The organism is Enterococcus olivae, assembly GCF_053760925.1.
In genome coordinates this window covers 319,429-332,580 of the sequence record NZ_JBSMVT010000001.1, presented here as the reverse complement: position 1 = coordinate 332,580, position 13,152 = coordinate 319,429, and the positions used below count along the sequence as shown (strand labels likewise).

At 38.9% G+C, this 13,152-nt stretch carries 20 protein-coding genes; all 20 read left to right on the top strand.

Going from position 1 to position 13,152, the window contains the following annotated elements; translation table 11 throughout:
* Positions 1 to 249 precede the first annotated feature (249 nt).
* The 20 genes from ACWODM_RS01835 (at position 250) to ACWODM_RS01740 (ending at position 13,070) form a co-directional block, all read left to right on the top strand.
* Positions 250 to 696 carry a hypothetical protein gene (locus ACWODM_RS01835; RefSeq protein WP_455319651.1) on the top strand — a complete coding sequence of 149 codons (447 nt, stop codon included), beginning with the start codon at positions 250 to 252 and terminating at the stop codon, positions 694 to 696.
* Positions 697 to 906: 210 nt separating this feature from the next.
* Positions 907 to 1,365, top strand: coding sequence for a terminase small subunit (locus ACWODM_RS01830; protein WP_455319650.1), 459 nt, complete (start codon positions 907 to 909; stop codon positions 1,363 to 1,365).
* On the top strand, positions 1,352 to 2,776 hold the full coding sequence (terL, locus tag ACWODM_RS01825) for a phage terminase large subunit (protein WP_455319712.1): 1,425 nt from the start codon (positions 1,352 to 1,354) through the stop codon (positions 2,774 to 2,776). The genes ACWODM_RS01830 and terL overlap by 14 nt, the downstream gene beginning before the upstream one ends.
* Before the next feature lie 20 nt (positions 2,777 to 2,796).
* The gene (locus ACWODM_RS01820; protein ID WP_455319649.1) at positions 2,797 to 4,260 is read left to right on the top strand and encodes a phage portal protein; all 1,464 of its coding nucleotides are present in this window, start codon (positions 2,797 to 2,799) and stop codon (positions 4,258 to 4,260) included.
* Positions 4,260 to 5,894: a phage minor head protein gene (locus ACWODM_RS01815; RefSeq protein ID WP_455319648.1), complete on the top strand. Its 1,635-nt coding sequence runs from the start codon at positions 4,260 to 4,262 to the stop codon at positions 5,892 to 5,894. Before ACWODM_RS01820 ends, ACWODM_RS01815 begins: the two co-directional genes overlap by 1 nt.
* Positions 5,891 to 6,115 (top strand): hypothetical protein, encoded by a 225-nt coding sequence (locus ACWODM_RS01810; RefSeq protein ID WP_455319647.1) that lies wholly within the window; start codon positions 5,891 to 5,893, stop codon positions 6,113 to 6,115. The genes ACWODM_RS01815 and ACWODM_RS01810 overlap by 4 nt, the downstream gene beginning before the upstream one ends.
* A 55-nt stretch (positions 6,116 to 6,170) precedes the next feature.
* Entirely contained in the window at positions 6,171 to 6,374 is a 204-nt protein-coding gene (locus tag ACWODM_RS01805; protein WP_455319646.1) for a hypothetical protein, read from the top strand.
* Positions 6,375 to 6,386: 12 nt separating this feature from the next.
* The gene (locus tag ACWODM_RS01800; RefSeq protein ID WP_455319645.1) at positions 6,387 to 6,599 is read left to right on the top strand and encodes a hypothetical protein; all 213 of its coding nucleotides are present in this window, start codon (positions 6,387 to 6,389) and stop codon (positions 6,597 to 6,599) included.
* A 37-nt stretch (positions 6,600 to 6,636) separates the two neighbouring features.
* Positions 6,637 to 6,954, top strand: a complete 318-nt coding sequence (locus ACWODM_RS01795) for a hypothetical protein (protein WP_455319644.1) — start codon at positions 6,637 to 6,639, stop codon at positions 6,952 to 6,954.
* A gap of 171 nt (positions 6,955 to 7,125) precedes the next feature.
* Entirely contained in the window at positions 7,126 to 7,740 is a 615-nt protein-coding gene (locus tag ACWODM_RS01790) for a phage scaffolding protein (protein WP_455319643.1), read from the top strand.
* Positions 7,740 to 8,612, top strand: coding sequence for a phage major capsid protein (locus ACWODM_RS01785; RefSeq protein WP_455319642.1), 873 nt, complete (start codon positions 7,740 to 7,742; stop codon positions 8,610 to 8,612). Before ACWODM_RS01790 ends, ACWODM_RS01785 begins: the two co-directional genes overlap by 1 nt.
* Before the next feature lie 50 nt (positions 8,613 to 8,662).
* The gene (locus tag ACWODM_RS01780; RefSeq protein ID WP_455319641.1) at positions 8,663 to 9,196 is read left to right on the top strand and encodes a hypothetical protein; all 534 of its coding nucleotides are present in this window, start codon (positions 8,663 to 8,665) and stop codon (positions 9,194 to 9,196) included.
* A gap of 1 nt (position 9,197) precedes the next feature.
* The gene (locus tag ACWODM_RS01775; protein WP_455319640.1) at positions 9,198 to 9,515 is read left to right on the top strand and encodes a phage head-tail adapter protein; all 318 of its coding nucleotides are present in this window, start codon (positions 9,198 to 9,200) and stop codon (positions 9,513 to 9,515) included.
* Positions 9,515 to 9,913: an HK97-gp10 family putative phage morphogenesis protein gene (locus ACWODM_RS01770; protein WP_455319639.1), complete on the top strand. Its 399-nt coding sequence runs from the start codon at positions 9,515 to 9,517 to the stop codon at positions 9,911 to 9,913. Before ACWODM_RS01775 ends, ACWODM_RS01770 begins: the two co-directional genes overlap by 1 nt.
* Positions 9,914 to 9,916: 3 nt before the next feature.
* Positions 9,917 to 10,300 carry a hypothetical protein gene (locus ACWODM_RS01765; RefSeq protein ID WP_455319638.1) on the top strand — a complete coding sequence of 128 codons (384 nt, stop codon included), beginning with the start codon at positions 9,917 to 9,919 and terminating at the stop codon, positions 10,298 to 10,300.
* A gap of 1 nt (position 10,301) precedes the next feature.
* Positions 10,302 to 11,006: a hypothetical protein gene (locus ACWODM_RS01760; RefSeq protein WP_455319637.1), complete on the top strand. Its 705-nt coding sequence runs from the start codon at positions 10,302 to 10,304 to the stop codon at positions 11,004 to 11,006.
* Positions 11,006 to 11,560 (top strand): hypothetical protein, encoded by a 555-nt coding sequence (locus tag ACWODM_RS01755; RefSeq protein ID WP_455319636.1) that lies wholly within the window; start codon positions 11,006 to 11,008, stop codon positions 11,558 to 11,560. The genes ACWODM_RS01760 and ACWODM_RS01755 overlap by 1 nt, the downstream gene beginning before the upstream one ends.
* Positions 11,561 to 11,598: 38 nt before the next feature.
* Positions 11,599 to 11,808: a hypothetical protein gene (locus ACWODM_RS01750; RefSeq protein WP_455319635.1), complete on the top strand. Its 210-nt coding sequence runs from the start codon at positions 11,599 to 11,601 to the stop codon at positions 11,806 to 11,808.
* Positions 11,798 to 12,241: a hypothetical protein gene (locus ACWODM_RS01745; protein WP_455319634.1), complete on the top strand. Its 444-nt coding sequence runs from the start codon at positions 11,798 to 11,800 to the stop codon at positions 12,239 to 12,241. Before ACWODM_RS01750 ends, ACWODM_RS01745 begins: the two co-directional genes overlap by 11 nt.
* A 259-nt stretch (positions 12,242 to 12,500) precedes the next feature.
* Positions 12,501 to 13,070, top strand: coding sequence for an NUMOD4 domain-containing protein (locus ACWODM_RS01740; RefSeq protein WP_455319633.1), 570 nt, complete (start codon positions 12,501 to 12,503; stop codon positions 13,068 to 13,070).
* Positions 13,071 to 13,152: the final 82 nt, after the last annotated feature.

Here is a 13,152-nt window from a genome sequence, read left to right as displayed (position 1 = left end):
ATGAAAATATGGCTCTTCTACGTTCCGCAGAGGACAAAATCGAACAGGTCGCAAATACAATTCAAGAACGCGGTATGCGTTTATAGGAGGATTCTCATATGGGGAAAACGAAATCGAAAATCAAGAAAAAGAAACGTCGGTTGCAGCAAAAAGCAATTGCTAACGGTACTAACAACAAAAAGAAATAACAAAAGCCACCTCTTCAGAGATGACCCAGCAAAATCATTATAGCATAAAGGGGTGGCGTTTGTGAGATTCCAATGGTTAAAAGACTATCAAGAACTTGAACAACAGATTCTGTATCTTAGGTGGAATCTAAATAAAAGTAAGCTGGAATTAGATCGTTGGGTCAATGGTGATTTAGCAAACGTCAGATTAGATAAAAATTCTAGGTCAGCAAAACTTGAAGAAAATATCGAAGCTATTGAGAAAGAGTTGGATATTTTATACAACCAAAAAGAAGAAACAGAAGTCTTAGTATCTTCATTCGAAGGACTGGATAATGAGATAGTTATGATGAAGTACATCCATGGAAAGACTCTGGAAGAAATAGCTAGCGATCTATCTTACAGTTACTCTTACATTAAAACTAGGCATGCAGCTTTAAAGAAGTACCTTGATTTTACAGATGAATACATCAAGAACAAAGTGAAATTTAAATACAAGTTATCAAGACAATCTGAAGGTACTATTTAAGTACTGTACCCTATGATGCTGAAATGTTGTAAAAAGTATTTTATAGTAATACCGTAATCATTTAACAAAAGAGAGTCGTCGGTTATGGGCTACTCACAATATTCCATAACAAGAAAGGAGTGCATCCTTTCATCGTTATGATTCTTCTTGGGAGGCGTCCGGATGGGCGTCTTTTTCTTTTACATAAAATTTGAAAAGGAGTTGGTCAATATGTCCGTGAGAGGTCCTACCACACAACAAAAACTTTTTGTGGATGAATACTTAAAACTTAGAAAAAAGAATCAGAAACAAGCTGCCATCAATGCAGGTTACAGTATTAAAAGTGCGCAATCACAGTCGTCTCAACTCCTAACGAATCCTAATGTTTTAGAGTATCTGGAGAAACGAGAAAAGCAGTTAGAAAAAGAGTTGAAGCGTGAATTCTTTTTTGATGCATTAGATGCACGTCAAATCCTGTCTGATATCGTCAATAATCCGGAATCAAAGGATGCTGACCGAATCAATGCAGCGAAAGATTTACTTGATCGTGCTGGTTATAAAGCAGTCGATGTTCATGAGATTCAATCGACTGTTAACATCAACGCGGATGGACTGACTGATGCCGAATTAGAGGACCGTATCAAAGAGCTTGAGCAAGAGCTTAAAGTCGCAAGTGATGATGATGGATAGTATTCGAAAATATCGTTACCTGAAAGAATTAAAACAATTAAAACGAGAGAAGTTATTACGCAAAGCGCGTGATGACTTCTTTTCTTATTGCCAATTAAAAATCCCTGACCTTTACAAGTCAGATAGGCGGTATCTCAAGGAGTTATGTTGTGAGTTTGAGGAGTTTATGCAGTCAGATGACGACATCATGTTGCTTAATTTACCACCGCGTCATGCGAAGTCAACGACTGCAGGGCGCTTTGTCGAGTGGGAGCTTGGGAAGAACCCTAAATTAAGGGTGGCTACCGGTTCCTACAACGAAGACATGGCAACGGATTTTTCGAAAGACGTCCGAGAAAATATTGCTGAAGAACGAGTTGTCGATGAACAAATTGTTTTTTCTGATATTTTTCCCAATGCAAAACTAAAGCATGGATCAGCAGCTGCTAAACGATGGGCGTTGCAAGGGAGCAAATTGTCCTACCTCGCTACTTCTCCGGGTGGTTCTGCCACTGGTAAAGGTTTTGACCTGCTAATTGTTGATGATGTTATCAAAGGGATTCAGGAAGCCACTAACGAAAATGAGTTGCAGAAACATTGGGATTGGTTTACTAAGCAGATGTTATCTCGTGTTGAAAAAGGCGGTAAAATCATCGTCATTATGACGCGTTGGCATTCTAAGGATTTGGCTGGACGTATTATTGCTGAAATGCCGGCAATGGGCTACAAGCTACGTGTAGTTGTTAAAAAAGCATTACTCAACGAAGAAACGCAAGAAATGCTTTGTCCGGAGATTTTATCCTTTGAAGATTATAAAAAGAAACGTGCTGCAATGGGTTCTGCAATTGCCAATGCCAATTATCAGCAAGAACCAATTGACCAGAAAGGGCGTTTGTATCAGAAATTCCAAACCTACGATACATTGCCTAGCGATATTATCAAGACTTGGAATTACACCGATACTGCAGACAAAGGAGCCGATTATCTGTCATCTCCTGTTTGGGTTGAAACTTCTGATCACAAGGCGTATTTGATAGATGTTCTCTATACCAAAGAGCCGATGGAAGTGACCGAGAACGCTCATGCCAATATGATTATTCGGAACAAAGTGAATCATGTTCGAGTGGAGGGAAACAATGGTGGTCGTGGGTTCAAACGTAACTCAGAGCGTAGAGCAAAAGAGCTTGGTTATCGTTCTGCTTACTGGGAAGACTTCCACCAATCAGCAAATAAACAATCGCGTATTCTATCCAACAGTGCTTGGGTAGAAAACAATGTTTATTATCCGGATGACTGGGCTACTCGTTGGCCAGAGTTTTATGAGGCAATGACGACGTATCAGCGTGAGGGGAAAAACGCACACGATGATGCACCAGATTCAATTACAGGTATCGCTGACACTATGGCTATGGGTAGTGGTTGGCTATTTTAACAACGAAAGGAGTGAATGCCTTGAATCCAAATAAATTTAAGTCAGAAAATAGTAAAGAACTAGCATCTGCAGTTAAGCAGGCAGTAAGTAACGACCGTGCTGCAAGCTATAAAGATAATATGCGCAAAGGCATTGATTACTACAAACACAAGCACGATATCAAAGACCTACGATTCTTTTACGTGGATAACGAGGGTAAAGTACATGAAGAAACGGCGCGATCAAATATCAAGATTTCTCATTCATACTTTACAGAGTTATCGGACCAAAAAACGCAGTATTTATTGTCTAACCCTGTAGAGGTCTTGACGGAACAGGAAGGACTGCAAGAATACCTTGAAGAGTATCTTGATGAGGAATTCCAGTTGATGTTGCAAGAGGTTGTCGATGGTGGTAGTCAAAAAGGTTTTGAGTTCGTTTATACAAAACTTAATGGTGACCGACTACAGTTTAGTGCGGCGGATTCATTAAAAGTTATTCAAGTGTTCGACGAAAATAATCAATTGATCGCAATCGTTCGCTATTATGACTCAGAAATTTATAAAGATGATAAATCTGTAAAGGTCACTAAAGCGGAACTTTGGGATAATGAAAAAGTATATTATTTTGTTGCAACTGAAAATAAAGAGTTTCAATCAGACACGTCCTATCAAATTAATCCGCTATACTACAATACAAAAGTAAATGATGTAACGAAAGAAGCGTTTGGTCAGTCATTAGGTGATGCATTAAACATCGATGATTTTATTCCTTTTCTTCGTTACGACAACAACAAGTATCAAACAACGGATTTAGAACCAATTAAAGCGCTAATTGATGATTATGATTTAATGGCCTGTTCATTATCGAATAATCTACAAGATTTTGACCAACCATTTTTCGCTGTCAAAGGATTTGATGGTGATGGCTATGAGCAATTAATTAATAACCTTCGCAGTCGTGGCGCGGTCGGTACAGGTGAAAATGGGGGCATTGAGGTTCATACTGTCAACATTCCTGTTGAGGCTCGTAAGGAGAAACTTCGAGTCGACAAGGAAGGTATCTACAAGTTTGGTATGGGATTTGATTCTTCTCAGGTCGGAGATGGAAATATTACGAACGTGGTGATTCAATCCCGTTATACTTTGCTTGATTTGAAGTGTAATAAGGCTGAAATTCGTTTGCGTAAGCTTTTAAAACAAATGCTGAAGCTTATCATTGCTGACATCAACCGGCGCTTTGGTAAGGCTTATAATGCCGAAGATTTAACCATCAACATCACGAGAGACACGATGATTGACGAAACCGAAAATGAAACACGTGAAAAAACCAAAGCGGAGCGCAGACAGATTGAAATTGATAATGTGTTAAATGCTGCAACTCGTCTTGATGATGAGTCAGTATTGAAATACATTTGTGAAATATTAGAACTAGATTATGAGGAAGTCCAAGCTAGACTTGGCGAGCAAGACTATGAAGAAGTAGATGAATCGGATGTGATTTAATGTCTGAAAAACATCGTAAAGAAATTGAATCCTTACTAAACAAATCAGAATCAGGCGTTAACAAACGTCTGCAAAAGTTGTACAAGGAATTAGCTGAGGAAGTCACACAAGACATCATTGAATTGGCTGAACAGATTGAACAAGACGACAAATTCAGCAAGAAATTGCAGAAAGAACGACTTGAAGCGATTCGTAGTCAAATGTACGCAAAAGTTGACCAATTAAAAGGCGAAGAAAAGAAAAACATCTATGATTTTCTCACTCATGATGGTCACGTGGCTTTTAATGAGTTGTTTTACGATTTTGAAATGACCGAGAAAATCCCACTATCTTTTGTGATGATGACCGACAAACAGATAAACGTGATTATTAATACGCCAGTTGCAGGTAGAAAGCTTTCAACTCGATTAAAGGGTAATAGCACCAAAATGAAACAGAACATGAACAGGGTGCTAACAAGAGGGTTTGCTAAAGGTTGGTCAACTCAAAAAATGGCGGTTCAAATTGCTGAAATTGGTGGCGCTGATTATCGTCGAGGAATGACCATTGCTAGAACCGAATCAGGGCGTGTTACCAGTGTTACTCGTCAAAAGTCTCAGGAGCATGCCAAAGAGTTAGGGATTGATACGAAAAAGCGTTGGGTGTCTACCTTAGATGGCGATACTCGTACCAATCACCGCAAGCTTGATGGTCAAGAAGTTGGAATCGATGAATACTTTGAGATCGACGGTCACAAGGCACTTCAACCGCATATGTTTGGAGTTGCCAGTGAGGATTGCAACTGCAGATGTCGGACAATTAATGTAGTTGTTGGGTATGAGCCCAAATTGCGACGTGATAATGAGACGGGCGAAGAGATTGAGTACCAGAATTACGAGGATTGGTTGGAAGGGAAAAAAGACACGGAAGAGGATAAACCTCTTGAAAAGTCTAAACCTAATATTTTTGGTTTTTCTCCACTAACTAATGACACGATAGGTAATCGAGAGCGTATCTCGACGATGATTGAACGTAGTAAGCAACTGATAAATTCATACCAAGAACAGACTGGTGCTGATCCTGTTCAACTTTGGCGAGAAAAAGGGTTTGTTGACAAGAAAAATCCTTATAATGATGAAAAATCAAAATTCGTCACGTGGCTGTTAGATGAAAGTGGGTATAGTGATTCTGTCCCTCAAATCATCACTGAAACAGAAGGACTGACACCTATTTTCAGGGGTGTAAACGGGTATGGGAATGTTACAGCTAAAGATCAAGTGAAAAGCTTCTTAGAAGGCAAAATACAAGTCTCTGGTGCTAAGAGATCCGCTAATGGTCGTGGTATCTATTTTGCTACTGATAAATCAGGTGCAGAAAAAGCGATAAGTGGTTCTGATAGTGAGATGATCTCCGCCTATATTTTAAATGACGCAAAAATGTTAAATCGAGATGCTTTGTTTGAGGAGAAAAAATACTTCAAAAATCATAAAGATGAATTCGGCGAAGACGCCGACTTTTATGAGTTTATAACCTCGAAAAATAGCTTGATGGATAAACAAGATGAGGTTTTTGCTATCCTTTCAGGTTATGATGGTATTGACGCTGGAGCAATTCAAGTCATATTTAATCGTAGTAAAGTGGGTGTGATGAAATGAGAATATCATTGATTGTGTTGGAAAAGTTGTATGCGGTATGTGATTATGATTATCCAGATGAATCTATTGATGATTTTGATAGACTCTTGTGGGAATTTAATCAAAAAACAGTAGATGGATTTGTTGAGATTAGTAGTTTTGATGAATTATTTTTCAAAGGAATTACTGAAACAGACAAACAGAAACTAATCGATGAATTTAAGAGAAATAGCACTTACTAACTAAAAAGTTGGCAAGTGCTATTTTTGTACCAAAAAATAAAGGAGAGTGAACATCATGGAAAAACAAGAAAAAACATTAATCATCTGGTTGACAAATGGTCAAACCATGAAATTTGAAAAAGTAACTGATTTTATGACAACAAAAGAAGATGTTGGCGTTGAAGTAATCGGATTTAATTATTTTGGTGTATCAACAAAAGTTGCTCGTAAAGCAATTTTTAATCTTGAAAATATTGCTGGATTCGCTTTAGAAGATTAAGGAGTGGACATCATGGAAAACCAAAGAAAACCGAGTGATGCAGAAAGATTCTTCAAAGATATGCCGGTTGAATTGCAACTTAGAGCGATTCAACAATTGGAGCGACAGAAGAAACCACCTGATACTGTCAGGCGCTTATACGAAACCCAACAAAGAGAATGGGAACGTGTAAAGGCTGACAGAGCGGAAAGTGAAGGTGATCTAAAATCTCGTAGCTATGCGTGAAATAGTTTCTAGTAGTTTCTAGTAAAGGAGCAAGACAATGAATGACTTTTACGAAGCAATGCTAACGCTGGAAGTACCAACTACGCTAGCAGGTGCTTATAAAAAAGCAATCGAAGATGAAAACAGTCGCTACTGGGTAAAAAATGAGCTGAAAAACGGCAAAGGCGAAATTATCAAAGAAGAAATCAAGCCTGTATGGAATGGCAATCATGTTCATGTGGACATTGACCAATCATTCCCTAATACTAATTTACGGATTGGCATTATCAGCCACACGTTACCGAATCTGAAGCAGACGGTTGGTTGGTATGAGAAACAAGGTGCTACTGTGGTTTATAAGAGTTGGAAAAACTAATATGGACGATGAAGACGAAGAATATTGGGAAGCAGAGGACTTAGGAATTTACTAAGCCTTTTTATTTTGTCCTAAACATGACGTTAAAAGGTTTGCTACTGTATTCGGCAGTATATCCGAAAATCCTAAGCGGAACCGACCGCTATACAAATGGTATAGGAGGAATTTGTAATGGAATGGTTAAAAGAGATTTTAGTAAAGCATACAAAAGACGACGGAACGGTTGATACAGAAGCGTTGAACAAGGAAATTAAACAGGAATTCCCTAAGCACGCTGTACCAAAAGACCAGTACAACAATATTGCTGACAGTTTGAAAGAAGCGAATAGCACCATCAAAACCTTAGAAAATAAGGTACAGGACAATCCGGAAGTTCAGAAAGAATTGGAAAGCTATAAGGCGAAAGCAGAACAGCTTGAATCAGACAACAAGCAATTAGTCATCAATCAACAAGTCGGAAATGCTTTACGTGATGCAGGTGCCAAAGATATCGAATACGCTACTTTTAAATTAGGTTCTTTAGAACTTGATAAAGAAGGCAATGTCAAAGATTTAGCAAATAAGGTTAAGGATTTGCAAAGTAATTTACCTGATTATTTTGCTGCATCAGATGACAAGAACAAACAATCGGATCCAATGGATAAATTTAAAACCATTACACCTGATCCAAAAGATGGCAAACAAACACCGTCATTTACAATGGCGCAGGTTGAAAAAATGACAGCACAAGAAATTAATGAACATTGGGACGCAGTGAGCGTTACCTTACAAGGAGGAAATGAATAATGGCATTACCAACAAGCAACTTTAAAAACTTTATCCCTACAATTTGGAGCGCGCGTTTACTTGCGAATTTAGACAAGAATTTAGTAGCCTTACAATTTGTAAACCGTGATTATGAAGGGGAAATCACTGCATACGGTGATACGGTTAAAATCAATCAATTAGGCGATATCACTATCAAAGACTACACAGGTGCTGATATTGATGATCCTGAAGAATTAGATTCAACGCAACAAACATTAGCAATTGACCAAGCGAAATACTTCAACTTTGCTGTAAAAGATGTTGATAAGGTCCAAGCGAATGTCAATTTGTTAGATGGTTCAATGGGTCGTGCTGCTTACGCAATGGCAGATGTAGTTGACCAAGATATTTTTGAAACAATGGTGACCGGTGCAACGAATAAACAAGGGGCGGTATCTACACCGGTTGAAATTGATGTAACAAACGCTTACGACAAACTTGTTGACTTGGGCGTCTTCTTAGACGAGAAAAATGTTCCTAAAGTTGGGCGTAAAATTGCTTTACCACACTGGTATTTAGGGATGTTAGCTAAGGATGCACGCTTTACTAAAGATTTAAATATCTTAGCGAATGGCGTGGTAGAAGGAGCAACGGTTGGGCGATTCCAATTATTGGCTTCAAACAACTTAAAAACAGCTACCGGTGGCGTAGTGCATTGTCCAGCAGGAACAGACCAAGCGACAACCTTCGCGAACCAAATTGTGGAAACTGAAGCGTACCGTCCAGAGAAAAACTTTAGCGATGCTGTTAAAGGTTTGAATGTTTGGGGTCGTAAAGTCGTTCAACCGGATTGCTTAGTTGACTTCATTGTTAAACAAAAACCGGCTGAAGTTGAAGGTGGCGGTGCATAAGAGAGTGGGAAACCATTCTCTTTTTAATTTGTCTGAAAGGAGTCTGCATAATGATTATTGCTCTTGATAAAGCAAAAGAACTTTATCCAAGCGTCACGCAAGACGACTTGCGCGGAATTGAACAGGCTATTCGTGCTGAAACAAACAATCCTTTCCAAAATTTGAAAGTAAGATTTCATAATTTAAGATTTGATTCAGAAAATTCTATTGTCGTTTTTGATGAAGTGGAAGGCTTGCGAACTGGCGATACCATCCAAGTGTCGGGTAGCAAGTGGAATAACGGTCTATACGTTGTTGAATCCTTAGAAGGCAATACAATTACGGTGCGAGATGGCGCTCGTTTGTTTGTCGGCAACGATGAATCAGCCTTTATCACTAAGGTTGAATACCCTCCGGATATTGTGTTCGGAGTGACAAGATTGCTGAAGTATGATGCCAAGACTGCAGATAAAATCGGTCTGAAATCCAAGACGGTCTCTCGCATGTCTGAAACCTACTATGACCAAAATAGCACGGAATCAATTGCCGGTTATCCAGCAGCGATGATGTCGTTTATTGATAAATATCGTCGGATGAGGTGGTAAGATGTTCCCTTTTGAAATTAAAAGAGAAGTTGAAACGGATGAAAAAGACGAGTTAAATCAACCGATTTACGATTGGAAAACCGTTCATGAATGTGTCGGATGGTTAGACCTATTTAGTGGTTCGGATGAACAGCAGTATCAAAATAGTTTACTAGCGACGTCTAGCCACGTTTTTATCACTGAAGATACAAGCTTTGTCATTGAATCAACTGATCGTATTTTTAACCCTCGGACAGGAATCCTTTATGAAATTACTTTTGTTGATGATGTCATGGAACTTGGTGATCACTACGAGATTTATTGCAAGAGGTGGGCTTGATGGCATTTGTCGACAATTCGCAAGAAGGAAAAGACGCGATCACGCAGGCTTCGATACAGTTTTTGTTTCAGGCTTGTATTTTAGTCGAAGGGCAAGCCGTGGCACTCGCTACGGTACAAACGGCTCGATTAAGGAACTCAATTGATCATACAGTTGATGAAGAGGAGTTAATCGGATATGTCGGAAGTAATGTTGAGTACGCCGTTTATGTAGAGTTTGGGACCGGTGAATTTGCTGAAAATGGTCAAGGTCGTAAAGGTGGCTGGGTATATCAAGACCCTTCAGGTGAATGGTTCTTTACCTGGGGACAAGAACCACACCCGTATTTAAGACCGGCTTTTAGACAGAATAAAGGACGAATCGAAGCACTAGCAAAAGAAATTTTTGGAGGGTTGTAGCAAATGAGTCAACGAATAGAAGTAATTAACTATCTGACGGGACTTTTTAAAACAATCGTTCCTGAAACACATTACACAAGAAATAATAACAAAACAGTCGTATATCCTTATCAAACCTTTACTTTGACAGGCGAGCCTATTCGTTTCCAAGGTCAAGGTTTTTATATTGATGTTGATTTGTTTGATAACAGTAAAAGCGATGTAGGTATCGAAAAAACACTGTCGGCGATGGTTGAATTTTTTAATGGTCAGGAACCATTTAATCAACTTACTGACAGCTTTTTAATTCAGATTAGCTATAACTCGGATGACTTTGTTCCAACAGGTTCCGATATGCTAAAACGTCGTAATTTAAGGCTATACGCCAAATTTGATTGGAGGAAATAAAATGCCAACAGAATATGAAAAATTGCCTAAAACAGGCTATACACAAGATACACCGAAACGATTCCAGTTGAATGCTGGAGCTTTATTGGAAAACTTAACATGGGTAAAAGGTGCAGAAGAAGCAGGTGGGAAATGGTCCGGTGATTTAATCGGTGCTACTTCAGGTGGTTCTTCTATTTCACTCGTAAATACATTCCGTCAAGCTGAAATTGATGGCGTCTTTACTGCCGTTGTCGGTGCTGACAGTATCGAATCAAGTGAAGGTAAGTTTGAGGTCAACATGATTGAGTGGACGGCTAACAACTTGAAACGTGCTTTGTTAGCAGATGTTAAAACGTCTGACGGAACGTTATATCCAGAAGGATTTGATGTCATTACGACTCGACGTGAAGTTAAAACGTCTGATTACATCGAAAACTTGGCCTATGTTGGAACAATTACTGGTAGCGATGATCCAATTATTATCATCATGCATCACGCTTTTCCAACTGGTGGATTAGAGTTTGAACCGCAAGATAAACAAGAAGGAATCTATAAACTCGTCTTTGAAGCACGGGCATCGGCTACAGATGTTAATGACACCTCTTTACCAGTGACAATCCTATTCCCATCTATTGCTGATGGTGTAAGTGGATTAGCTGCAAAAGGTAAAACGATTGATGGTGCACCTACAGAAGTGCAACCGACTGAGGAGGACACGAAATAATGACAGTTCAAATGCGTGAATTACAAGCAAAAGATACTTTTACAGTGATTCGTCTAGCGAAAAAATTGGGAATTACCACATCCATTGTCGGTTTGTTAAAACAACAGGAAAAAGCAAAGGACTTGATGAGCGAACAAAAATCCTTAATTGCTAAGTCGATTGGTTGGCAAGTTATCCTCGAAAAAAATCCCAATTCTACCGAAGGGAAAAAAGCTCAATCAGATCTTGAAGTAGCCGCAAAACGGTTATCTGAACTTGAAACCATTTTAAATGATGAAAGCTTTCATTTGATTACGAACCTCGTTGAAATGGTGATCGATAACATTGATGGCTTCGAAGATGAAATCTTTAAATTTTTAGGTGAATTATCTGGAATGACAAAAGAGGAATTCGCTGAAATTAGCTTGCTAGAATTTGCCGGAGCATTACGCGATTTTTTCGAAAAGCCGGAGTTGCGAGAAGTATTCAAATTATTAACGCCATCGAAACCATCGGCGGCGTCAACGTCTTCCGGGACAAATTCTACAAACGATACAATAGTGCCGATGACTTAATCAGGGAAATTCCTTACGAGGAGTTCCCTGATTTTTTAATGGTGATGTTTCGTGAAATGCGCGAAGAAACCATCTGGGAATTGTGGATTAGCAATCCATTTAGAGAAAATAGCTTCGATGATTTTAAAGCGGAGATCGACCGCAAGACGGAAGATCGTTCGTTATCTAAATCTGAAAAAGAAGCAAAAGCATTAGAAGGAATGAACAGTGCATTAGCTATGTTAGGAGGGGATTTTATTGGCAATTAACGTATTTGAATTATTCGGAACATTAGGCGTCGATAATAAACCCGCTAACGAGGCCATTGACGAAACTACTGAAAAGGCAGGAAAGTCGAGTTCCATTTTTAGCAAGTTAGGCAGTGGTCTTAAAGTTGTCGGTGCAGGCATGGCGGTTGCAGCTGGTGTAGCAGGAGCGGCTGCAGTCGGTTTAAGTCAAAAAGTTATATCTGCATATGCCGATTATGAACAACTTGTGGGTGGGGTAGATACGTTGTTTGGTGATGCATCTAAAAAGGTGCAACAATTCGCTGACGATGCATTTCTAACAGCAGGGCTATCAGCAAATGAGTACATGGAGACCGTCACAGGCTTTAGTGCTAGTTTGCTACAATCACTAGGTGGAGACACCTCAAAAGCAGCAGACGTGGCGAATCAAGCTGTAACCGATATGTCGGATTAACTAACCAGTCCGATTAAAACGCATTGAACCTTATCAAGGGTGTGCATACGCAAATAAAAAATTAGTATGTGCTAACGGGGGAACTCTAAACTACTTAAAAGTAGCATGACAATCCCGTGCTAAGCCTCAAAACAGAGGAAAGTGTAACGACTATTCCTAACGGAAGTACCATTACTATTGATACGTATTGGGAAGCGGTGCGGTTGTATTATGATACAAATTTGTGGTATAATACACCTATAAGAAAGGTGGTATTATAATGCTTAAGAATGTTTTTGGGTATGAAAAATATTATGAGATTTCAAGCGATGGTATTGTGAAAAGTAAGAACAGAACACAAACTGATTCTTTGGGCAGAACAAGAACGTGGAAAGGGAAAGTTTTAAGTCCTGATATAGCACCTAATGGATATTATAGAGTGACCTTAGCTGTTGAAGGAAAGAAAAAACAAGTCTATTTACACAGATTGATAGCTACTCATTTCATAGATAATCCAAATAATTTGCCACAAGTTAATCACAAAGATGGCAATAAATTAAATAATTCTATGGACAATTTAGAGTGGGTAACTGTTCAAGAAAACACAATTCACGCTTATAAAAACGGCTTAATTAATCATATTGCTGGAGAAAATCATCCAAATTATGGAAAGTTTGGTTCAAAAAGCAAAAAAGCCAAAAAAGTGAAATCGACGAATATTATTACCGGAGAACAAAAAAACTACGGTGCACTGATTGAAACAGTGAAAGATGGGTTTTTGCAATCCGAAGTTTCAAGAAGTTGCAATCATGGAAGCATTCATAAAGGACACAAATTTGAATTTATATAACATGATATAGTCTACTCCCTAAGACTTGTGAGAAATCGCAGGTCTTTTTAAATACCGAGAAATCGGGGGTATAAAGGAATGC